At 41.0% G+C, this 23943-nt stretch carries 19 protein-coding genes and 1 pseudogene; 10 read left to right on the forward strand and 10 right to left on the reverse strand.

Annotated elements, in window-relative coordinates:
- Positions 1-28 precede the first annotated feature (28 nt).
- Entirely contained in the window at positions 29-817 is a 789-nt protein-coding gene (locus G1O98_RS05690; RefSeq protein ID WP_163927678.1) for an ABC-2 family transporter protein, read from the forward strand.
- A 73-nt stretch (positions 818-890) separates the two neighbouring features.
- On the opposite strand, the gene G1O98_RS05695 is transcribed toward G1O98_RS05690, so the two are convergent.
- Positions 891-2777, reverse strand: a complete 1887-nt coding sequence (locus tag G1O98_RS05695; RefSeq protein ID WP_163927679.1) for a serine/threonine-protein kinase — start codon at positions 2775-2777, stop codon at positions 891-893.
- A gap of 334 nt (positions 2778-3111) precedes the next feature.
- Positions 3112-3948 carry an alpha/beta hydrolase gene (locus G1O98_RS05700; protein WP_163927713.1) on the reverse strand — a complete coding sequence of 279 codons (837 nt, stop codon included), beginning with the start codon at positions 3946-3948 and terminating at the stop codon, positions 3112-3114.
- A 372-nt stretch (positions 3949-4320) separates the two neighbouring features.
- Between G1O98_RS05700 and G1O98_RS05705 the strand changes: the two genes are divergently transcribed.
- On the forward strand, positions 4321-4968 hold the full coding sequence (locus G1O98_RS05705) for an MOSC domain-containing protein (RefSeq protein WP_163927680.1): 648 nt from the start codon (positions 4321-4323) through the stop codon (positions 4966-4968).
- 55 nt (positions 4969-5023) lie between these two features.
- Here G1O98_RS05705 and G1O98_RS05710 read toward each other — a convergent pair whose 3' ends face one another.
- From G1O98_RS05710 to G1O98_RS05730, 5 genes are all read right to left on the reverse strand, one after another.
- Entirely contained in the window at positions 5024-5944 is a 921-nt protein-coding gene (locus G1O98_RS05710) for a bestrophin family ion channel (protein ID WP_163927681.1), read from the reverse strand.
- A 469-nt stretch (positions 5945-6413) separates the two neighbouring features.
- A complete protein-coding gene (locus G1O98_RS05715) occupies positions 6414-6812 on the reverse strand; it encodes a VOC family protein (protein WP_163927682.1) in 399 nt (132 codons plus the stop codon).
- A 650-nt stretch (positions 6813-7462) separates the two neighbouring features.
- A complete protein-coding gene (locus G1O98_RS05720) occupies positions 7463-8365 on the reverse strand; it encodes an SIMPL domain-containing protein (protein WP_163927683.1) in 903 nt (300 codons plus the stop codon).
- A 101-nt stretch (positions 8366-8466) separates the two neighbouring features.
- The gene (locus G1O98_RS05725; protein WP_163927684.1) at positions 8467-8844 is read right to left on the reverse strand and encodes a hypothetical protein; all 378 of its coding nucleotides are present in this window, start codon (positions 8842-8844) and stop codon (positions 8467-8469) included.
- Between the two features lie 517 nt (positions 8845-9361).
- Entirely contained in the window at positions 9362-10426 is a 1065-nt protein-coding gene (locus G1O98_RS05730) for an NAD(P)/FAD-dependent oxidoreductase (RefSeq protein ID WP_163927685.1), read from the reverse strand.
- A 330-nt stretch (positions 10427-10756) separates the two neighbouring features.
- Here G1O98_RS05730 and G1O98_RS05735 point away from each other — a divergent pair, with 330 nt between their 5' ends.
- Together G1O98_RS05735 and G1O98_RS05740 are read left to right on the forward strand one after the other, a co-directional pair.
- Positions 10757-11599, forward strand: coding sequence for a hypothetical protein (locus G1O98_RS05735; RefSeq protein ID WP_163927686.1), 843 nt, complete (start codon positions 10757-10759; stop codon positions 11597-11599).
- Positions 11581-12909 carry an O-antigen ligase family protein gene (locus G1O98_RS05740; protein WP_163927687.1) on the forward strand — a complete coding sequence of 443 codons (1329 nt, stop codon included), beginning with the start codon at positions 11581-11583 and terminating at the stop codon, positions 12907-12909. The genes G1O98_RS05735 and G1O98_RS05740 overlap by 19 nt, the downstream gene beginning before the upstream one ends.
- A 444-nt stretch (positions 12910-13353) precedes the next feature.
- On the opposite strand, the gene G1O98_RS38715 is transcribed toward G1O98_RS05740, so the two are convergent.
- Positions 13354-13518, reverse strand: a complete 165-nt coding sequence (locus G1O98_RS38715) for a hypothetical protein (RefSeq protein ID WP_167306184.1) — start codon at positions 13516-13518, stop codon at positions 13354-13356.
- Positions 13519-13756: 238 nt separating this feature from the next.
- On the opposite strand from G1O98_RS38715, the gene G1O98_RS05745 reads away from it, so the two are divergent.
- The 5 genes and pseudogenes from G1O98_RS05745 to G1O98_RS05765 all read left to right on the forward strand — a co-directional run bounded on the left by G1O98_RS05745 (position 13757) and on the right by G1O98_RS05765 (position 17963).
- Complete coding sequence (locus G1O98_RS05745) at positions 13757-14278, forward strand: Ycf51 family protein (protein WP_163927688.1); 522 nt, start codon at positions 13757-13759, stop codon at positions 14276-14278.
- A 599-nt stretch (positions 14279-14877) separates the two neighbouring features.
- Positions 14878-16068: an iron-containing alcohol dehydrogenase family protein gene (locus G1O98_RS05750; RefSeq protein ID WP_163927689.1), complete on the forward strand. Its 1191-nt coding sequence runs from the start codon at positions 14878-14880 to the stop codon at positions 16066-16068.
- Positions 16065-17276, forward strand: a complete 1212-nt coding sequence (locus G1O98_RS05755; protein WP_163927690.1) for an aspartate aminotransferase — start codon at positions 16065-16067, stop codon at positions 17274-17276. The genes G1O98_RS05750 and G1O98_RS05755 overlap by 4 nt, the downstream gene beginning before the upstream one ends.
- 26 nt (positions 17277-17302) lie before the next feature.
- Positions 17303-17527 (forward strand): annotated as a pseudogene (locus G1O98_RS05760) (metalloregulator ArsR/SmtB family transcription factor); the annotation flags it as partial.
- Between the two features lie 292 nt (positions 17528-17819).
- The gene (locus G1O98_RS05765) at positions 17820-17963 is read left to right on the forward strand and encodes a hypothetical protein (RefSeq protein WP_163927692.1); all 144 of its coding nucleotides are present in this window, start codon (positions 17820-17822) and stop codon (positions 17961-17963) included.
- A gap of 179 nt (positions 17964-18142) precedes the next feature.
- On the opposite strand, the gene G1O98_RS05770 is transcribed toward G1O98_RS05765, so the two are convergent.
- Together G1O98_RS05770 and G1O98_RS05775 are read right to left on the reverse strand one after the other, a co-directional pair.
- Positions 18143-21883 (reverse strand): PAS domain S-box protein, encoded by a 3741-nt coding sequence (locus G1O98_RS05770; protein ID WP_163927693.1) that lies wholly within the window; start codon positions 21881-21883, stop codon positions 18143-18145.
- Between the two features lies 1 nt (position 21884).
- A complete protein-coding gene (locus tag G1O98_RS05775) occupies positions 21885-22139 on the reverse strand; it encodes a helix-turn-helix domain-containing protein (protein WP_114082362.1) in 255 nt (84 codons plus the stop codon).
- A 656-nt stretch (positions 22140-22795) separates the two neighbouring features.
- Between G1O98_RS05775 and G1O98_RS05780 the strand changes: the two genes are divergently transcribed.
- The gene (locus G1O98_RS05780; protein ID WP_163927694.1) at positions 22796-23836 is read left to right on the forward strand and encodes a 1-acyl-sn-glycerol-3-phosphate acyltransferase; all 1041 of its coding nucleotides are present in this window, start codon (positions 22796-22798) and stop codon (positions 23834-23836) included.
- Positions 23837-23943 lie beyond the last annotated feature (107 nt).

The raw sequence follows: 23943 nt of genomic DNA on the forward strand, positions 1-23943 counted from the left end.
GAGTTGCCAAGGGGAGAATGCACTATAAATGAAAAAGATGATTAGAAAAGCCCTAACTTTGCTGTCAGTATACTACGCCTATATGGTTGAGTATCGAGCAGAACTAATTTTATGGGTTTTGGCTGGGTCTTTGCCGATTATCCTCATGGGTATCTGGATACAGGCAGCACAAGGCGGTCAGTTTGGGCTATCACCTGTAGATTTTGCCCGTTACTTTATCACGGTTTTCATCGTTAGACAATTAACAGTTGTTTGGGTAATTTGGGACTTTGAAAAAGAGGTTGTGGAAGGCAAGCTTTCGCCCAAGTTGCTACAACCACTCGACCCAGTATGGCATCATGTTGCAGGGCATATTTCTGAAAGATTTGCTAGGCTATCGTTTGCTTTTTTATTAGTGGCATTATTTTTTATTCTTTATCCCCAAGCTTTTTGGGTACCAAGTTTGAGTAGATTTTTGCTGTTTACATTGGCGGTGGCGCTAGCTTTTACTTTGCGGTTTACAATTCAGTACACTTTTGCCATGTTCGCTTTTTGGACAGAACGGGCTAGTGCTTTAGAAAATTTTTGGTTGTTGTTTTATCTATTTTTATCTGGTTTGATAGCACCTTTAGAGGTTTTTCCAGAGCCTGTGCGGGCAATAGTAATGTTTACGCCTTTTCCGTATTTGATTGATTTTCCTGCGAGTCTTTTGGTAGGGCTACCTGTGGATATAGGGCGAGGATTTTGGTCAATGTTTGGTTGGATATTAGTGTTTTTGGGTCTGAATCGCTTCCTTTGGCGTGCGGGTTTGAAGAGGTATTCTGGGATGGGAGCATAAACGATTCATAATTACTAAAGTGGCAATATATTATGATTGATCAAACCTATACACTGATATACTTTGCTATATTTTATAAATTACTTGGTATCGTCTTAAAGTTTTCTGCCGTCCCCAAGGAATAATCTTCTAACTTAAAATCAGCAAAAGGTTTCTTTTCTAACCTATCCCGTAGTGCTTCATCAAGAATTACACCTACGGATTTATTTTTCACACCAATAATTATAATACTTCTCTGATATGTAGTTAAATCCTGATTTGCCTGACAATTACTCCGTTGAAATTGTCCTAAATTTAATATCCTATAACCTTTGACGCTTGGTGTATTAATAAATAATTTTTTGACTAAAAATTGAATTTGTTTAGAACGTTCTAGAGCCATTCGCTGTTGAACTGCTATATTACCCTTACAAGCAACTGTACCTACAGAGATAATTTCCCTAGGTTCATCCATTATCTTTTGTATCCCTTCTTGTTCTAAGTTCAACTTTAAAAGGTCTATACTAATAATTTCATCATTATATTTAATTTGAAAATTGCTACCTAAAAGCCATTTATATTCTAGTGATAAAACAGCTATATTAAATTCGGCTCTCCTCCCCTGGCTATCTCTACCTTCTTGATAAGAAAAATAATCAATTTTACCTCTCTTTTCAGGAGATTGCCCATAATTTGAATTCACAATAAATTTTGAGTTTCGCATTGCTAAAGCCACTATACTAAGTAATCCTAATATTACTAGCAACCCTGCAAAAAATTTCAGTAGTGGTACTTCTTCTGGCTCTTTCTGTGGGGATGATAAAGTTTTAGGAATTTGCGGGGATAACTCTTCTGTGTTCAAATCAATTACTAAATTAATATTTTCAGGAGTTGTTTCTGTTAGCTGAGTTTCAACAACAGAGGCAGGAAGAATACTATTTTCTGGTTCCTGCTCCGACAACAGCGAGATTGGCTCTGAATCCTCAACTTCTACAAATGGCTCTTCTACTTTGCGGGAACCTGGCGCAACAGGTGGGGTTGAATCCTCATCTGAGCAGAACTTTTTGCCTTCTTCAATGTACTCTAGGCGCTGCAAAATTTCTTGGGCATTAGCAGGACGCTTTTCTATATCTGCTGCTATGAGCCAATCAATTAAATTTAATAGTAAGGGTGAGATATCGATGGCATGATTTTGCCAGTGCAATACATTTTGCTGGATATCATACATATCTAAGGGATGGTGTCCCGTTAGCAAAAATATAAAGGTGCGTCCCAAAGCAAAGAAATCTGATTGCGGTACTGCTTGACCATTCATTTGTTCTGGAGCGCTGTAGCCAGATGACATAAGTGCTGTCATCCCGTCACTATTGCTAAGTTGGTCTGGGTCGGTTCTGTCAATTTCAGTGGCTGTGCCAAAATCAATCAGTACCAATTCCCCCCAATCCTTTCCAAGGGGGGATCTAATCATGATATTAGATGGCTTAATATCTCGATGCAGATATTCTTTACCATGCACTAAATCCAAAATTTCCACTAATTGTTTTAGCCAAGCTACAGCTTGGTCTTCGGAAATGGGGCGATTCTGCTGCTGCTCTAGCCATTGCACTAAGTTGTACCCGTCGATTTTTTCCATTACAATGCAATGCAACACTAAACCATTTCGGGTTTGATACTGGAAGTAACTATCTTGTTTGGGAATGCCGGGATGATTCAGTTGTTCCAGCACAGTTACTTCTTGCTGAAATAGTTCTACTGCTCTGGCGTTACCTGATAAATCCTCTTTAAGTATTTTGAGGATTTTAGGAGTATCTTGTTCGTATGCTTCATAAACTTTACTAAACCCTGTTTTGTCACTCAACAGGCACGTCACCCGATAACGTCCTAGCAATTCCAAATGGGAACCACAACTTTGACAAAAGCGGTTTTGTTCATTATTTGGGTGATTTGGTGTAGGGCAAACGGGATTGATACAAAGGCTCATGAGTGGCTTATCCGTACTTTAACAGTTATCAGTTATTAGCAGGACTTACGCAAACAATAGCCAAAACCCTTATTTTCAGCTAGGGGCAATTCATGTAGACGCAAAGCGGCTAATCTACGAATTTTCCAACGGAGTACCCGCAGGATATTACCCCTACAGCATTGTAGTTTGGTGTAAGTCCTAATTAGTTATCAATAATCACTGAATGCTGATGACTGATAACTAATAACTGATTTAAGGGAAGCGCAGATGCGTAGCCGCTTATCGCTAAACATCCTTCCTATTCATTCTTCTGTTGCCGGATGATAATCCCGTCTAATAATAATGAGATTTTCTATCTGTGTTCTGCCAAAAAAGCTGCAACAGTTTGGTTAAATGCCTTTGGTTGTGTCAAAAATGGCCAGTGATTGCCAGGAACTTGGCAGATGCGTAGTTTTTTGAGATAGGTTTTGTAGGGCTGGATTTGCCAATCTTGGCGATTAAGTCCTTGTTCTGGTTGGACAAAGAACGCTTGGGTATCAAGGGGGATTGTAAAACCAGGCACTTGCATAACTGCTTCAAAAATCCCGTCGCGGGCGGCGATAGTAAATTTGCTACCCCAACGACCATCGGGTTTTTGTTCTATCCCTGCTTGGAAAACTTGCTGCTGCAAGGAACTCCATCCTTGATATTGCTTTAACTGCCGTGCTTGCTGTTCGGCTTCTTGATGACTGGCAAAGGGGCCCATGCTTTTGAGAAAAGGTAAGAAGCGATACAACATCGGAAAAGTTAGCCTGAGAAGGCTGGGCATTTTCCAGATGAAAATGGGATCGACGAGAATTATACTCCGCAAACGCTTTGGGTTTTGTCTTGCCCAAATAGCGGCTAATTTACCTGTCCACGAATGACTTACAATCTGGGCAGATGTCCATCCTAGATGATCCATGAGTGCTTCAAGGTCTGCGATCGCACTTTCAAAAGTATAATCTCTCTCAGGCTTACTACTTTCGCCATGTCCGCGCATATCTGGTGCGACTATGTGGTAGTCTGCTGCTAAATAATCTCCTAAGCTAGACCACACTAAAGCATGGTCGCCTAAACCATGTAACAGCAGTAAGGGTTCTTGACCTTGGTTCCACTCTAAGTAAGAAAGTTGGATATCAGGCTTTGATAAAGTTTGACGTACAGGCATCATTGCACATCCACCAATGAAGAGATCGTTTCGCGTTTATATAGTACTGCGAAACATGATGGAGGGCAGGGAGGAATGAGCCTATGCGATGTGCTACACCCCAATACTTTTCGGTTAAACCAATAATCTCTCTTTTGGTCTGGGGAAAGGTTAAAGGGCAATGGGGAAAGGGAAATTCAAACCCTTTCCCCTTTCCCCCTTAACCGAAAAGTATTGTGCTACACCTACGACTGGGCGTAGCGCCACTTATAAGATTATTAACTCTTTGCCAACAATTCCTAGCCTCAAAGTGGAAAATGAAGAGTGCTGAATTTTGTAAAGTTTGCTTTATATAATTAAAAATCCAATTTTTGCAACAGGGGATATTAACTTATGCAAGTTATCTCAGTCAATGTAGGACTTCCTCGTGAAGTACTTTGGAAGGGTAAAACAGTTACAACGGGGATTTTTAAAGAACCAGTTGAGGGACGGGTAATGATGCAAGCGCTCAACTTAGATGGAGATAGACAAGCTGATTTGAGTGTCCACGGAGGCAAAGACAAAGCAGTTTATGCTTATCCATTCGAGCATTACGACTATTGGCGGCGCAAGTTACCTGATATAGATTTACCCTGGGGAATGTTTGGTGAAAACTTGACTACAGTTGGACTGTTAGAAGATGACGTTAATATTGGCGATTGCTTCCAGATTGGTAGCGCAGAGGTAATGGTGACTCAACCTCGAATGCCTTGTTATAAACTAGGAATCAAGTTTGGACGTGCTGATATAGTTAAACAGTTTTTAGATAGCCGCCTAACAGGGTTCTACTTTTCGGTGCTACAAGAGGGCCAAGTAGGGAATGGTGATACTTTTGAGTTAATCAGTCGAGACTCAAATAATGTCACTATTGCCGATATTACCCGATTGTATGCACGCGAAACAGACGACCTAGAACTGTTACACCGCGCTGTAAAAGTTGAGGCTTTACCTATAGATTGGCGAGACTATTTCCAGCAGCAAATTAAAAATCCTAACAGATGAATCTCATGAATATTAAAATTCTTAAGAAAACGTTCTAGTTGTTTTCTAAACAGTCTCAACTTTTCTCATAAGTCAAATTACCTGGCTGCGATCGCGCATTTGGAGTCAGAGTAATTAAATCGTCTATATTCCGTTTCATTGTGGCGCAAATCGTATCTAGAGGTAAGTCGTTAGGATCATAACCAAAGGGGTTTTCTATCTCCAAGCCGATTGCTTCAATCCCAAATACTGTAAAACCAACTAAAGCCGAAATTAAACCTGTCCACCAACCCAGAGTTGCTACTATTTGAAAGGGTAGTAGTAAACAATATAGTAACAATAATTGCTTCAAATGAATGGCATAGGCTAATGGCATAGGTGTTTTTAAAATCCGTTCACAAGCACCTAAATTATCTACAAGATTGTTTAATAATTCTTGCATAGATGTTAGCTGGTAACTGTTAAGGCATTTGCGATGATATTGTTCCTGTAAATAATCGCCTATCCAAAAGGCAACCTCTATAGGAGGATTATTCATAATCTTCAATTTGATATATTTACTAGATGGCATTAAATCTTCTAACTCACTATTGACTTTTTCTTCTCGCAAATGTAATTTAGTTGTCACAGCAAAAGCTACCAATAAATTTAATGCTGTAATTTTATTGTTTTTATCTTCTGGAGCTATTTCGTCAATAGATACCCAAATTTGCCGGGCCAGATTTCGGATGTTATTTACTAGAGAACCCCAGCATTTTCTCCCTTCCCAAAATCGCTCATAAGCAGTATTGGTGCGAAATACCAGTAATAAACCTAAAACAATACTAGGAATAACACTTCCTAAAATCGGTTGAGATACAGGTAGTTCAAAATGGTAAAGAATAGAAATCAAAAATCCGAAAGCTCCACAGAATAAAATATGTTTGTAGATTGCTTTCATGACCGAACCTTTAAATTGCAATGTTGTACGTAGCCATGTAATTTTTTTGGTTGTCATGCAGTCACCCCAAGAGAATATTTAGCGAATCGATATATTAAATATCGATACTTTAAAAATAATAACTATATAAATAGCAAAATTGGCAAACAGGATACTTTAAAAAGTAATCTTGCTAAAAAACATGATACATTTGCGATAATGATTGTATTTTAGCTTCTGTTATACAATATGAGTCCGGTTAAATACCTATTATTAGGACTAATACAAATAGTTTTTTGTCAGCGATTAAGCAGCCATTATATAAAAATCACCAGTGCTTGTGGTTAATTGTAAAGAAATGTAAATATTTTTCGATGGCTGCATAAATCCTGCGCCTCACTCTGATAAATCGATAGAAGAAAAGGTAGATGGCTCAGGGTAATGGTCATACCGCATTAGTCGGTGTCATATACCCTAGTAAATCCAAAAGTTCTAATCTGTAAAAATCCTGCCCTGTAAATTGAATATTTAGACATAACTTATTTAGTTATGTCTTTTTTTTATGGTTAGTCTCAAAACGTTGAATTTCAATCAAATAACCACTGGGATCGCGAAAAAAACAGTGGTAAATATTGTACTTTTCATTTAGTGTAGGTGGCTTTTCAAATTTGACACCACGTTCTTTGAGATATTCAAACCACTCATCCACCTGCGGCGTTACTAGGGTAAAAATGACACTTGATTGTTTGTCGGTTGGAGGAGTCGATGTTTTGCTTGCTTGACAAAATCCTAAGTATCCAGAGTTACTAACAGTATAAATCCGACAGGTTCCTTGATCAAGCCATAGCTCCAAGCCCAGCATTTGCTCGTAGAATTCTGTAGAGGCATTGAGATTATGGGTGTAAAAGAAGGTAATTTGCTGTTCTATTTGCGGATGAGTAGACATAATTAGATTTGAGTATATACCCTAACGACATCAGGCGATCGCAGATGTAAAAATTGATTGATGTTAGAAACCTGTTACTACTCCAGAATGCCTTAAGTGCATCTGGAGTTTCTTTTTGAAAAAGCGATGTCTACGACAGGCTGCGCCTACGCAATTTTTCAAATCATCCTGATAAGCCAAAAGACGGCTGAATAGGGATGCATACTGAATTATTTATATTTAACATAGGGCATCACTTTGTTGATGTACCCCCCTCCTAGCAAACAACTCTCGCAAAGCAGCCTCAGATTTACTGGGGCTGTTTTGCGTTACTTCAACTCTCATTTCTCTGTGTCCTCTGCGCCTCTGTGGTTCCTTATTCCGTAACTCGTGCGTAAGTCCTATTCAAACAGAAAATTTGTGTAAATAAAGCAGTTAATCCTCAGACATTCTTTACTGTATTTGAGTGTATACCCTGATGACGTAGGATACTCTCACGGTGAAAATTTGGTATAGGTAAATGCGTATCTTTCCTGACTCCAGATTTGTCACAAACATTTCTGGAGTTTTTTCATTATTGGAGTTATTGATTCGGCTCAGAAGAAAATAGTTAAGCGATCGCACTTATCATCTTGATTAAATTAAAGTGCGACACACTTAAATTTAAATGCTTACTTGGTTGTATATGTCACAAAAATATCCTTTTTCATCTCAACTTCTGCTGGGGCATCTGGATTATAAGTCGGTGATAATAAAAAACTAGCAAATGATGGTAAAGGAACTCCAGTTTTAGAACTACATGAGGGATAAAATAATGTGTAAAATGGTTCGGCTACAGAAGGAACATCAAGTTTAACACTCATAGCAGTTGCTAAAGCCTGAGCGCGGCTTTGAGCATCTTTCATCGCTGATTGATAAACTGAACTCTGCAAAGCCTGACAGTCATTTACTGCGTACTCAACGCCCACAGTCTTAACAGAAAGATTGTCAATTTGGCTTGTCGCTTTGTTCGCTGTAGCAACAATTTCCTGGACGCGATCGCGTGTTGGTTTTTCTAACCTTACCAGTATTTTGGCGTTATTTTCGCTGGAATTCGGGTTAATTTGTACTTGAATTTTATCAGCACTAATTCCTTTGGCAATTAGGCTATTAACTACAGGCTGGAGAGTTGCTTTAGTTAGTGATTTTTTGCTTGGTGAAGATTCTGCTACTGTTTTGTAATTTAAGAATAGAGTTGGTGAGGTAGCCCGGTCTTGTTGTTCCAACAAAGAGGGACTGGAGGGTGAGGAAATGCGACGGGTTTGCGGTAGAGATGATGGTTGCGTTTCTGACTCACCATTGCTACTTTCGCTACTGAATACCAGTTCAATATCAGCTGTATCTGCTGGCACTTTCACTACTCCTTGACCGATTACCATTAATGAATGGCGATCGCTTGCTGGTGGATAAAATAATTGGGCATTAGTAACTTTGGGCGTTAATACTCCCACGCCGACAGTCACGGTAATACTTACCAACATTAAAGCAGTTATTTTTCTCATGTCCTGGAAATGTCCTTTGAATCTAATTGTCAAAGTTTACACCTCAAGAGCAGGATACTTACCAAAATATTGAGCTAACCCCACGACTAAACACCGTTAGATTAGCTCAAAAATTAAAAATTCACTGTGAACTATTAACCAAACCAGTGAGAGGCTTCACAAGCTGGCTGAACTATTTCACAAACATGATCGTTAATCCAATCTGACTTTTCTTGAACGATTAAACAAATGCCTTGGTGAATCAAATTCTGTAGGTGGAGCTGCTGCTCTAAGGGTTTACGAGGCAATTTGTAATAAGCTAATCTTCCTTGTTCAGCCTCCGCTAGGGAAATATGCCCCTCAGAGATAGCGCCGTCAAAAGAGGGAAGACGGGTGAGGACGAAAGCAATAAGCTCTTGGCGTAAGTCAGGAATCGCAAAGGCTTTTTGATATGGATGGTATGGATATGTATCCAAAACGCTTTCAATTTCCCCTACTACTGATTGCTGTGTTAAATTAACTACCGTTTTCATAATTTTTAAACTCCTTTTTTTATCAAGTCAATGATTGGTGGATAAAACAAATTTTTTAGATGAGAATCAGTTAAAAGTAATTCAACTGATAGATGCAATAGACCCTGTAACTAGCCTTTTGTCTTGGTTGAATTTGAGACATTTTGATTTGCTTATTTTAGTTAGAGTTTATACTGATTAGCAGCATGACTTCTTAAAACAGCATCCAATATGCTGGGAGTTTAGCGACATTTTATATTTATAATCCTAATTGTTTCAAATTTTTGCCAAAAAGGCAGAAATCTATATAAAATGCAGCATCAAGGCTAGGGGATCAAAATTAACGGCAATAAAAATCTTGAATTAGGAACAAGTTTTTAATGAAGTTAAGGTTTGTTAGTAATTTAGATCACATTTGACGCTTGCTACAAAATTTGCTGTTTCATCTAAAAAGCTTATTTGTTGCATATTGATTTAGTAAGTCAGATAAATAGCGACTCACTAGAGCGCAAAATCAGTCTAACTACTGATGAAATGATCAGACAAAAACGTTGAAAAAGTTCACATTATCTAAAGGTTGATGACGCAGCTGATGATTAATTTCATCTGCCGCTGCTAATCCAGAAAGCATCGCACCTTCTGCAAGATTGCCGCCACACCAATCACCACAGCAAACTAAGGGTAAGGGAGTTTCGGTAGACAAAAAAGCCTCGTGCCAAGGACGGCTAGGAAAGGCATAACGCCAACGATGTACCTGCATCCATTCGGGAGTATTCAGCCAAGGAAGGGACAACGATTCAGCTGCTCGTTGCAGCATTAGCTTTCCAGCAGGTTCTAAATCTTGAGATTCTAGATGGCGTTGGGCGAAATCAGCGCTACTTTGCACTACAAAATGTGGTTGTTGAGGGTTAGGACGCTTGCTACTGTCCAAACCAATCCATGCTAAATCAGCATCATCTACAAAAGTTAGAGCTTTCCACTGAGGGAGTGATTCGGATGTGAGAGGATATCCAGCGATCGCACTAATGGAAGGATAAAATTCTACAGAACGCAAGTTATCAAGAAAAGCTGTATCTAATACACCTTCACCTAAAGATTCCAACAGCATCACCGCTTGGGGTGCAGGAATGGCGACAACTATAGCTTTTGCAGTTAATTCTTCGTTGCTAGATTCAAGAGTGATCCGCCAACTCTTTTCGGGAGTTGGGGTAATAGCAATGACACGCTGATTCAGTAATATTTCTAAACCTGGAGCTAGGGATTTAGCGATCGCACTCATTCCCCCAGGTGCAACATATCGCGGACTACGGTTTTTCGGTTCAGATAAAGGAGCGCCTGCTGTGAGTTCGTAAACTTCCTCTGTCCAAACTTCGAGGATATGGCGCGATCGCAATATCTCCACAAAACGTCTAAATAATTTACCCTTTGGCTTCAGGTAACAAGCCCCATGATCGGCCCAAGTTCCATGCAAGCGGCGTGTAGCTAATCTTCCTCCCAAACCACGGGACTTGTCCACCACTAACACAGAATATCCAGCTTGACTTAATTGCTGGGCGCAGACTAAACCGGCCATTCCGGCACCAATCACTGCAATATCAGTCATGAGTCAATAGTCCTTTAGAGAGAAGGCAGGAGGCAGAGGGCAGGAGGCAGGAGGCAAAAGGAAAGAAGTATCATTGATTACTTTAATTTTGAGTCATTACCCAGTTTAAAAAGAAGATACTGTCTACAACCTAAGTCCAATGCTGTTGCGCGTGGGTTACTCCTGCCTTCTATACGTAGGATTATATTAAATGAGATTGAGTTACTTCTGCCCCCTGCCTCCTGCCTCCTGCCTCCTGTTATTATCAAAGGACAAAATTACTACTAATGACTGCTGAAAGCTAATAGTAGAATAAGGTACAGAAAGCTGCACGGAAGGGAGGAAGGGAAATTGGATGAAATGAGGGCGGCGCTAGAGTTAGCGACCGAAGAAGAATTGCAAGATTTAACGGCAATTTTATTTAGTCGTAAGTTCAATCCCCTAGACTATGTACACACACCCGAACCCATCGAAGTGCAAAGCCAAGACCGTAAAGCTTGGTTAGATGCACTAGAGGGGCGCTTTCGCTTTTTGGCGGCAGATGGGATGACGGTATTACGCGGACGCACAGGCCAGGTAACTTACCGACAAGCCTTAGTTCAAGTATGTAAGTATCTAAAAATTCCCTATTCTCATCAGCTGCCAACTATTGATTTAGAAGCAGAAGTATTTTTGCATCTCTTAGGACAGGTATGGAAAAAATTACCTGAACAGGAAAAGCAAAAATTGACTCTCAGAGTGCAGCGTCACCTTGTGCAATCAGAACTAAAAGAACCGCTACCGCTTTTATTACAACCTGACCCCTTGGGGTTGCTTTTCAAAGGCGGTGGTGCGATCGCGGTTACTTCTCTTCTCCAACCACTTGTACTTAAGCAAATTGCCCGTCAATTTGCCATCCACTTTGCTACTTATGAAGTAGCAAAACAAGCGGCGATTACAGGCACAGAAGCAGCTGCGACGCAATTTCAAAGCTATGTAGCTATGCAAATGGCGCAACGGGGTATGACAGTGAGTGCAGCTCGTTATGGGGCAGCACGCACTATGTTTGCCGTGATTGGGCCGATGATGTGGACTTGGTTTTTTGCAGATTTAGGGTGGAGAGCGATCGCCACTAACTATGGTCGGATCATTCCTACTATTTTCGCCTTAGCCCAAATTCGCCTCACTCGTGAGGAATGTTGGGAGCCAGCTTGAACAAGGTTTCTGATTATTTCAAGTCTCGCTGGCGATCTTCTTGGAATTACTCTCTATGGGCATTGTTAATCTTCCCATTGAGTCCATTGTTGGGGGCTGTGACTATTGGTTTTGTCTCATTAATAACTTGGCTAAAACAATCACACAAAATTAATCGCCGCCCCCTCAACTGGGGATTTGCCCTTTTGAGTCTGTTGCTGATCGTAAGTGCTGGATTTGCCGATGACAAAACAGCAGCTTTCCTTGGCTTATTTAATTTATTACCATTCTTTTTACTTTTCGTTGCCCATAGTGCTCTCATTCAAACCTTTGTCCAATTGCGGCAAATGGCTTGGGTTATAGTGATCGGTTCCATGCCGGTAATAATTCTTGGCTTGGGGCAGTTATTTTTAGGCTGGAGTTTGAAATTAGAGATTTTGTGGGTTGTATTGAGTTGGACGATCGTACCAGGAGGAAATCCACCAGGTCGCATAGCCTCACTTTTCTTGCACGCTAACACCTTTGCCGCTTATCTAACAATAATTTTCATCCTTAGCTTAGGGTTGTGGCTAGAACAATGGCGATTGTATCAAGGATTGGGTATTAGGAAGAATTCACTCCCCTTGATCTTCCTAACCGTAGCGGTGATTACAAATTTCATTACCTTGATTTTCACTAACTCGCGCAATGGCTGGGCGATCGCTATTTTTGCCTGTTTAGCTTATGCACTTTACCAAGGCTGGCACATTCTTGTAGGTGGTGTTGCTGCGATCGTCTCTAGCGTGCTTTTGGCAGCTTTTGCTCCCTCGCCAGTCGCTCAAATTTTTCGCCGGGTAGTTCCTGCCTTTTTTTGGGCAAGGTTAAATGACGATATGTATCCAGATAGACCAGTCGCTTTAATGCGAAAAACTCAATGGGAGTTTGCCTGGTCTTTAGCCAAGGAACATCCTTGGACTGGTTGGGGATTACGCAGTTTTAGTGGACTTTACAAAGCGCAGATGCACACTCCATTGGGTCATCCCCATAACTTGTTTTTGATGTTATCTGCTGAAACTGGTTTTCCTAGTACTTTTTTGTTTTGTGGCTTACTTGCTTGGATTTTGATTACAGGCGTGCAATTATTACGAAAGTCTAAATATATAAATACAGAAGATAGATTGATATTTTTCAGTTATCTTCTGGCCTTTATTGGTTGGGTTTTATTGAATACAGTAGATGTAACCCTCTTCGATTTTCGTTTGAATGCGCTCTCATGGTTAATTTTGGCTGCCATTTCTGGAGTAGTACATCGTTATAAGCAACAATACAGACTTGAATCTCATCCAAATTAGTTAGACGTGGATAATAGCTATTAGTTCTTTTTCAGTGTATGCACTGGGGACAATTCAAGTTTTTAGTTAATAAGATTACTATGTGAGTGTGACTAACACTTAATTAGTCACACTCGATGTTGCTGATTGTTGGGAAGGTGTAAGGACAACCCTTTGGGGTTTTCTTGCATGACGGGCATCTCTTGTAGATGCCCTTTTGTATATTTGTTATTTTTCTTCAGTTAAGCACAACTAAAAACCTATTGATTTGACGGAATATCTGAAATAATTTGAGCTTTTATAAAGGAATGTAAAACATGGTTACTGAAATGAAATTAGGTCTTTGTAACCTGCCAGAACCTCTTTATTTGTAAGTGAAAAGCGGAGAATTGAACGGGGAATCTTACTTGTGATATAACTACGATATCAATAATGTCATGTCTCTAAAGTTAGACTTATTCATAATCAACCTCTCTGTAGATTAATTACTACAACTGTTTCTTCACCTGCTATTACTACGATGTTATCTGTTCGCTCATCTAAGGTAACTAGGTAAATCGGGAGATACATTTGCGTTAGCCAAGTCAAGACTCTGTATAACTGTTTCAATTGTTCTGAGGTTGGCTCCATTTCATCACTAAACTTAGGCTAAAAGCAAGTTTAAACTTTATTAAAACTACGATGTCTGACAATAAGCTGCATACAAATCTTGAAGATGCTTCGTGTAGCTTGCTTTGACCTAGAAGTACGCGTCTAGGCACCCAATATTCTGATTGCCATCAAAGACTACAATAACCCTTATGGTGTAAGCTCTCAGTAAAATGGGTATGTCGGTGACGAAAAAAAAGACGCATCCATAACCTACCTTATGCTCACAACAGCTAACTTTCTTCAGTACACCCAATGGTCAGGTATAGCTACCTTGGCATTCGCTGCCTTAGCAGTTTTGGCTTTTATTTTCAAATGGGGCATCCGCTTTCGGCTGGTGGGTACGACTGGCTTTATGCTGGTGCTGACAGGTGGTTTATTTGCACTGTCGATAGTCCCCTTGAGTCGGGCTGTGATTCCAGGAGCAACGAAGTACACTCTAGTTTATGACAATGGCTCAACACAAGCGGTTATTACTACATCACCTCAAATTACACCTACGCAATTAGAAGCAACTTTACGTCAAGCAGCTAGTAATCTATTTTCTTATGGTCGTTCAGGTACACGGGAAGACGACAAGTTGACAGTTCGCGCCCGCGTGATTATCCATCCGGAAACAGGGGTTTCTGTACCAATTTACTTGGGTGAGGCCAAGCGATCGCTAGTTTCTCATCAAAATTCACCAGTCACAGTGGAAATTTACACAGACAAATTCGCCCAATTGCCAAAATCTAACGCTTAAGGGAATGGGGAATGGGGAATGGGAAAGAGTTTTCCAATGCCCCATTCCCAATGCTTGTTATCAGAATGACATAATTTCTTTTGTATTTACCGATACATTAATAGTTATTATTAGATTAAGATATTCACACTTTCGTGATTCTACTGTGGAAAAAGCTCGATCAGCCTGCGGGTAATGGATACTACACAGTTGTGATTTGTCAGTTGTTATTGTAATTGCCACTATTGACATTTTTACAATTTTTTGCAGCCAAAGGAAACGGCGTGGGAGCGGACATCGATCTGTAAACCCTAACGCATCTATACCATAGCTGAAATGACCATCGACAGACGATTCAGTTCTCAATCACTTTTCTTGAGAATCTGAGAGTGGTAATGTTAGTTAATCATACGGTTATTCAAAACTTTGATAGTTCGGAATTTCAGGCTAATGGACATCACAGATTCAAGCAACGTCGTTAAATGGCTTAACCAATTAGCGATTAGATCGGTTAAAACCTAGTTGATTCAGATGCAAGTTTGTTGCCAGATGGCAACAAGTATCTTTGGTTGCAAGTCTATTAGATTAAGAAATATCAAGGTTTTGGCAAACTAGATTATATGTCTAATCAACTTTCTACTCAACCTTCTTTGTCTACTCAAACCTCTAGTTTATTATTTACGCTCACAGTTGCCCCGGCAAAAGTCATCCGTGGTTCTGGGGTATTGCAATCAGCCGCAGCAGAGATTGCCTGTTTGGGAAGTCGTCCCTTGATTGTGGCAGGTGAATCTACTCTCGCCATCAGCCGAAAGAATTTGCAACCAGTTTTAGAAACGCAACAGTTACATCCTGTCCAAGCTTCTTATGGTGCAGATTGCTGCGAAGCTAGCCTGAAATCTTTACAGAAGAAGGCAAAAGAACATAAAGCTGATGTGATTATTGGTGTTGGTGGCGGCAAAGCCTTAGATACAGCGAAATTACTCGCGCAGCAGTTACAGTTACCAGTGGTGACAATTCCGACATCAGGGGCTACTTGTGCAGCTTGGAGTGCCTTGTCGAATGTTTATTCGGAAAATGGGGCATTTCTCTACGATGTGGGGCTGTCTCGTTGTCCCGATTTACTGATACTCGATTATGACTTGATTAAAACTGCACCACAACGGACATTAGTAGCTGGAATTGGTGATGCGATCGCTAAATGGTATGAAGCCTCTGTTAGCAGTGGGCATTTGCAAGACACCTTAATTATTGCTGCGGTGCAACAAGCAAGAGTTTTGCGAGATATCCTCTTGCAAAAGTCAGCCGCCGCCTTGAAGGAACCAGGTAGTGAAGTTTGGCGAGAAGTCGTAGACGCAAGTGTTTTATTAGCTGGGGTAGTTGGAGGACTTGGAGGGGCGCAGTGTCGCACAGTTGCTGCCCATGCCGTGCATAATGGTTTAACTCATATTTCAGGACATAGCAGTATTCATGGCGAAAAAGTTGCTTTTGGAATTTTGGTGCAACTGCGTTTAGAAGAAATGCTACAAGGCAATCAACTAGCAGCATCAGCACGACAACAGTTATTAAAGTTCTACACGGAAATTGGATTACCCCAAAAATTAAGTGATTTGGGATTGGGCAATATTACATTAGGTGAGTTACAAACAGCCGCCGAAATTGCTCTAGTTCCTAATTCTGACATCCATCGACTACCATTTAAAGTCGCGCCAGAACAGTTAATGGCAGCAATGGTTTCCACCACTGCACCTATAGATAGTAAAGACATGAATCGAGTTTCGCCCAAGGGAATCAGTGACGAGGTTGAAGAATGAGTTTAAATTGGATTGTCCCAGCAGAACGCATACAAAAACTGCCACCTTATGTATTTGCCCGTTTAGATGAACTAAAAGCGAAAGCACGGGAACAAGGGTTAGATTTAATTGATTTGGGTATGGGAAACCCCGACGGTGCAACGCCAGCACCAGTTGTTGAAGCGGCGATCGCAGCCTTGAAAGATCCCGCCAATCACGGTTATCCGCCCTTTGAAGGCACTGCTAGTTTTCGTCGTGCCATCACTAATTGGTATCATCGCCGTTATGGTGTGGTTCTCGATCCTGATAGCGAAGCTTTGCCATTGCTGGGTTCTAAAGAAGGATTAACCCATTTAGCGATCGCCTACGTTAACCCTGGCGATTTAGTTCTGGTTCCTTCCCCAGCTTATCCTGCACATTTTCGCGGCCCGGCGATCGCTGGCGGCAAAATCCACAGTTTGATTCTCAAACCCGAAAATGACTGGTTAATTGATTTAGCTGCCATTCCTGATGAAGTTGCAAGACAGGCGAAAATTCTCTATTTCAACTATCCCAGTAATCCCACTGCTGCCACTGCCCCCCGCGAATTTTTTGAAGAAATCGTCGCCTTTGCCCGCAAATATGAAATTTTGCTGGTGCATGATTTATGTTACGCCGAGTTAGCTTTTGATGGTTATCAACCCACTAGCTTGCTAGAAATTCCCGGCGCGAAAGATATTGGTGTGGAATTTCACACCTTATCTAAAACCTACAATATGGCTGGTTGGCGCGTTGGGTTTGTGGTGGGGAACCGCCATGTAATTCAAGGTTTGCGGACACTAAAAACTAACTTGGATTACGGTATTTTTTCCGCCTTGCAAAAAGCAGCCGAAACCGCTTTGCAACTACCAGATGTCTATTTGCATGAAGTACAACAACGCTACCGTACCCGCCGCGATTTTCTGATTGACGGGTTAGGAGAGTTGGGTTGGGATATCCCCAGAACCAAGGCGACAATGTATCTTTGGGTGAAGTGTCCCGTTGGTATGGGTTCCACAGATTTCGCCTTGAATGTGTTGCAGCAAACTGGCGTTGTTGTTACCCCTGGTAATGCCTTTGGGGTTGCAGGTGAAGGGTATGTCAGGATTAGTTTGATTGCAGACTGCGATCGCTTGGGTGAAGCTTTACACCGCTTTAAGCAAGCTGGTATTCGCTATCAACCTGAAAGTGTAGTCTCAGCTTCAGGTTGATAGCATTTCTTCTCGAAATTTAATTCATGCAAACCCCTGCTACCACTATTCCTCATTTAATTGCTGCTGGCTTTTATGCTCTTTCCGATCCACTCATAATTAGTATGCTGGAACTGCTACGACAGCAAGAATTATGTGTATGTGATTTGTGCAAAGCCTTGGGGGTAAATCAGTCGAAACTATCTTTTCACCTGAAAACCCTCAAGGAAACTGCTTTAGTTCACACCCGTCAGGAAGGACGATGGATTTATTAAAGTTTGAATTTGCCCCCATTTAGCCTTTAAGAGGCATATTTGTCATAATTTCACCATAATGATGTCATCTCATCAGCACATCTCTGCTGCGATTAGCGACAAAGTGTAAGTAGTCAGAAAAATTTATCAGCAGAGATTCTTTGTCAGGACTTATAAAAAAGGTGTCGAGTTTTTAAACTTTGGCGTAAGTTGCTCTACTAACAATTACGCAAATAAAAGCCTCAAGTAATTAATTACTGAGGCAGTTCAAATAAATCTTAGCTCAATTATACCCATGAACAAGTTATTTATGAACAGTGCCCTCATTTTGTTGGCAATGTTTCCTGTTGGCTTATCTGCAATAGACTCTGTTTACGTCCCTCTTGCTTCGACAATTACGCCCGCAGCTTTAAAAGTCCTTTCTGATTTAAATTCACCAAAAGATAACCGATAAGCTATGTAGAAGGGGAGATTGCTCCCCTCCCAAACTAAAATTTAAAAACTTATGGAGCAACTAAAGATTCTTATTCTGTCAACAAATTAAGAAATAACAAGATGGTGAAAAAAGTAATGTTTGTTTGTAAGCATAAATCGCGGTGTCCAGATCCCCTACTTCTCTATGAATTTGGAGATCTAAGGCAGGTTGCTACGACTATAAATCAAGTTTGCGATCGCTCGAACTAATTTAGCTGGCTCTACAGGTTTGGTGATATGCTGCCCAAATCCGGCGGCGATTGCCTGTTGGTAGTCAGCCTCACCAGCATAAGCTGTAAGAGCGATCGCTGGAATTGTCCCTCCTTGTTCTGGTGACATCGCTCTGATTTGACGCATCAGCATATAGCCGTCTATTTCTGGCATTCCAATGTCGCTTAACAGCAAATTTGGTTGGAACTGAGGCATAGTTTGTAATGCTTCCACAGCCGATGCTGTCTGATTTACCACCGCGCCAGATTGCTCCAAAATGAAAGCAATTAACTCTCGCGTATCACGCTCATCATCCACAAGCAGAACTTTCACCCCATTTAGATTGGGTAAATCATCAGGTTGTATACAAATCTGGTGGCTATCTGGGTGAATCTTGATTATCGGTAGCATGACTGTAAAAGTTGCTCCCTGTTCTTCGCCTAAACTTTCTGCCTTAACTGTGCCTCCATGTAGCTCGACGATGTGACGAACAATAGCTAATCCTAATCCCAATCCCCCAAATTTTCTGGTAGTTGCACCATCAGCTTGTCGGAAGTAGTCAAATACGAATGGTAAAAAATCTGGGCTAATTCCCTTACCTGTATCACTGACTCGAAGTTGAACCTGAGAACCAACAGACTGTAAACTAATTTCTACCTCTCCACCTTGGGGTGTAAACTTAATCGCATTGGAAAGTAAATTCCAGATAACTTGCTGCAAGCGACCAGAATCACCAGTTACTAGGAATTTTGCATCGCACCTTTGGGATGCTGGAAGCGTAACTTGGATTTGGGATTTGAGACCGTCAGATTGGTTGTTAAAATCGATAGATTCTAAATTTCCGTGAGAATTTTCTAATCCAAAATCTAAAATCGTAAATTGCAAATTTATTGATTTGGCTTGGGCGGCTAGACGCACAGTTTCTATTGCAGATGCGATCGCAGTTTCCAGATTTACAGGAGCAATATTCAAACTCAGTTTACCTTGTAAAATGCGAGAGACATCTAGCAAGTCTTCAATTAGTTGAGTCTGAAGCTTGGCATTGCGCTCAATGGTTTCGAGAGCGCGAGTGGTGGTTGCTTCATCATACTTTTTAGTTTGCAGTAACTTTGACCATCCCAAAATCGGGTTTAGCGGCGTGCGAAGTTCGTGGGAAAGAACCGCCAAAAATTCATCTTTAATCCGGTTCGCTTGGATCAATTCTTCTTTGCGTCGCTGTAACGAAGTCATTAACTCAGCGCGTTCCAAAGCAACCGCTATCTGATCGGAGGTTGCTTGTAGTAGGGCAATCTCCCCAGAGGTAAAGTGGGTACGGGTGCGACTGGCAAAAGAAAGGACACCAAGCAGCTTTCCCTGAGCAATTAACGGTTGACCGGCGTATGCTGTGATTTCTAAAGACTTGAGGATCTGGGCATTTGGATGAGTATAGTTCAGCACATTGTTGACGACAATTTGACGGCGTTCTTGCGCTATTAGTCCGCACATCCCTTGGTTAAATTCCAGGTATTCAATTGCTTGAAATACTTCATCAGTAATGCCATTCCAAGCAACTAACCGAAGTTTCTGCTGATTTTCGTGTGTCTCAATTAGATAGTGGAAGTAAAAATGTAAATCCATTTGCGCCGAAAGTTTACTAAACAAACTGTTCATTAAATCCAACGGACGCTCTGTTGAAAGCAAATCACTGGTGGTTTCAGAGAGCAGTTTGAGCCTTTCACTGCGCTCTTGCAAAGCAAGTTCTGCAAGCTGGCGTTCACGAAGGATGCGTTCGCGTTCGGTGATGTCAACTGCAACCCCTCCTACTAGACGTTGCCCTGTTGCATTTGCAATGGGAAATTTATACACCAAAAATTCCCCTAGAGTGCCATCTGTGCGTGGGGCAGACTCAATAGTTTCAACAACCTGATTCGTTTGGGCAACTATTCGAATGTTATCAAGTAAGGGTTGAGCGATTTGGGCTGGATATAGGTCAAAAATGTTTTTATTAATCGCTTTTTTGGTTGCTACATCAAATATGCTCAGGTAAGTTGGGCTGAGGTAGAGTATACGCCCGTCTGCATTCGTAATCCATGCGGCGGCAGGAATATTGTCCATAAAAGCTTGAAATTGCTCTTGACTCTGACTCAGCGCTTTTTTAGCTTGCTTGAGGTCACTAATATCAAGAATAAATGCAACTGATTTCTGCCCAGATTCTCCTAAAAGGGAGTAGCCAACGACAACTGGGACAATAGAACCATCTTTGCGAATACATTCCTTCTCATAAGGTGTACAGGTTCCCTTTACTGTTGCCTCAGCAATAGCCAGTTCATCTAAATATTGATACTCAGAAAGCGTAATATCACTCCAGCGTAGTCTGCCTGCCTGGATATCTGCTTGGGTATAGCCTACAATTCTCAAGAACTCGTCGTTGGCTTCAGTGATACTACCATTCACATCACCAAAGATAATGCCAACTATATTTGCTTTGACAAAACTCCTGAGTCGTTCTTCACTTTCTTGGACTGCTTTCTCTGCTTGCTTGCGTAAACGAAGCTCGTCATAGACATCGCTAATATCTGTAGTGCTGCCAATAATGCGTAATGGTTTTCCATCAGCATCCCGTTGCACCACTATTCCTTGATCCAGTACATAGACGTACTGGTTATCTTGGTTGCGAATGCGATACTCAGCAGTATAGCGATCGCTATTTGCCAAAGCGATGGCCGACTCCTCTTGTACGCGTTGCAAATCCTCTGGATGGACAAGTTCTCGCCACCAATTACCTGTTGGTTCTGCAATATCAAGAGAATAGCCCAAAATCCGGGTTAACCCATCGGTTCTTTCAACAGTATCCTGTTCTACATTCCAGTCATAAATAAGACAATTGACCGCCGATGCTGCTAACTGAAAACGCTCGTTAGCTAACCTCAGACGTTCTTCCTTCTCCCGCAAGATTTGTTCGGCTTGTTTGCGTTCGCTCAAATCAACAACAAAGCCAATGACAGTTTCTTCTGTTTCTTGCACAAGGACAGAACCGAGCAAAACGGGAACTCTTGTGCCATCTTTGCAGATATATTCCTTCTCAAAGGGTTTACATACTCCGGTCGTTCTTACTTCTTCTACTGAACGTTCACTCGATAGAAGATATTCAGGTGGGGTAATTTCACGCCACTTTATTTGGTTAGCCGCCAAATCTTCTCGCGTATAGCCGACCATTTTTAGAAAAGCATCATTTGCTTCTATGATGGAGCCGTTCTTAATATCAGTAACAATGACTCCAATGATGTTGGATTTTGCCAGGCGACTAAACCGCATTTCGCTATTTTGCAACAATTTCAGGCTTGTCTCGGCCTTGCGTCTGGCATTTCGCAACTCTGAAGAGAGGGCGGTAATTAAGAAGGATACTAGTGAGAATGTGGTTAATTGTACTAAAACGTTTAGGCTGAGAAAATCGAACGAGTAGACTGGCTCCAGCAAAAAATACAGCGCAGTTGTAACAGATAATGCGATCGCTAATACTCCAAGTCTCATGCCGCCGTACCAAGCGCTGACTGCCACAGCAGCATAAAATAATGTAAATACGCTCGGATCAAAAACTGGTAGCAATAGTTGTGTCAGCAGCAGTGCCGCTATGACTGCCAGAATCATCACGCCATAAGTTAGTAACCAAGAGCGAATCATCAAAAATTTTTCGGATACTTTCAGCATCATCTTAAGAGTCCTCCCGTTGCTCCGCTTTCAGGAGATACTCGTTCAGTAGTCTTTTGCCTGGTTCGCCCATCTTCTGTAACATTTCTTCAATCAGCTTTAGTGCCATCTGCGAAGGCACTGTAGATCCGTTCTCCCAGCGATTGACTGTTCGCAGGGAAACCCCTAACTTGGCTGCAAATTTTTCCTGAGAAAGATCCAGTTGCTGCCGAAGTTCACGGATTAAATCTGAAATTTTTAGTGGCTTTTTTAGTTCCATAATAGGAAGATTAGGACAAGTGTCTTGCCATCTGGCTCCAACTTGAGGAAGAATTTAAATAATCATTAGTTATTATCAATTTCATCTTTTGGCGAAACAGCAATATCATTTATTAGTCTTAATTGCTTGTTATTCACTGATTTAACTCCTCTGCCACAGTTCTGATGAATACTCACTGTTGTAAGGTTGTGCGACCTAGGAAGCTAACTATAAAATAAATATTAAATTTTCTTGCTGTGTGATGCCAAAATAGTATAATTGCCAAGCAATTTGATGATTTTCAAGCATTACGCATTCTTGCAAATTTATGGAACGTTAAATTGCTATGCTTCATACAGAACTTAATTTTTTACATTATAAATATTCTCTTGAGCGCAATAAGAGAATAAAGAAACGAACCGCATTAGCACAACGCCTTGCAGAGAAGAACGCAAAGGGAAGACAGTTATAAAGGGTTTGTGCCTTAGTTCCGTGGATTTTTGAAAAATGGGGATGCTCCCAACGTAATCGCTGCTTGCTTATTCCAACAGGATAATTTCTCTAAACCTTTTTGTCATTAGTGTTTGAGATGCCCTTACCCTGAGTCAGATACCAATGGCAAAACTATAAAGCTATAATGCACTTTTAATCAAATGTTTGCCTGAACTTTAACCGTTTTGATTAATCAACACTCCCAAAACCTCCTCGATACTCAACTGGAAAATGCACCAGGTGAAGGCTATATATTTAGCTGGTTTGATTGGTTTTGTCTTTGGTACCCTCCAGGCTGGCTAATTTTATTTAACCGCCATTGGCAGCACTATCATACCGATACAGACGGTTGGAATTGGCTAGAATATGGACTATTTTTAATTCCTGGCGGATTTTATCTAGCGATGCTGATTCGCTGGTTGCGTCTTGGTTTCCGTTCACCCCGAAAAGAACTTGGTGAATTTGATCCCAAATATCAACAAGCCTTTCGCAAAGAAGTTCTCGGCCCCATCGTTAAATACTATTTTCGGGGAGAATTAAAACAAGTCGAAAACTTGCCGCAAACAGGGCCATTGATTGTGGCAATGAATCACGCAGGGATGAGTTTCCCTTGGGATTTTTTGACTTTGGGTTATTTATTAAGTGAAGCTAGAGGATGGGTGGTACAACCCGTAGCAAGTCCAGCATTATTTGATCATCCTTGGGTTATTTGGTGGCTACCGCCTAAATGGTCGCAGGTTTTGGGTGGTGTGCGAGCCGAATTAGATGATTTTGAGGCAGCTATGGCCCAAGATAAAATCATCTTATATGCACCCGAAGGTATCCGTGGCCCTCTGAAAGGTTGGAAAAGACGCTATCAACTAGAAAAGTTTGATGTGAGTTTTGTTAAGTTCAGCGATCGCTATCATATTCCCATTCTCCCATTAGTTTGCATCGGGAGTGAGTTTTTACATCCTTGGGCTGTTAATTTCCAGAAATTGCAGCGACTAGTCAAATTACCATTCTTACCTTTATCGCCTTTCATGTTTGCCTTAATTCTGTTTCCTTCAATGGGAATTTGGGCAATGAGAACTCGCTTACGTTACTATATTCAGTCTTTGGAACCAGCAGAATTACACAATTCAAACAAAGGGCGGACAGTAGCTTATCAGCAAGCACAACAATTACGAGAAAAACTGCAATTTAAAATTAATTCAGAGACTATCGATCGAGTAAGCAAATCTTAAGTAGGGTGTGTTATGGCTTTAGCCTAACGCACCGCGACATAACCTACAAAAGTTTTATTATCATTATTGAAATAAATTTAAGTCAATCTTTTAGAAATAATTTACTT

The sequence above is a fragment of the Nostoc sp. UIC 10630 genome, from assembly GCF_010747425.1.
Taxonomy (GTDB): Bacteria; Cyanobacteriota; Cyanobacteriia; order Cyanobacteriales; family Nostocaceae; genus Nostoc.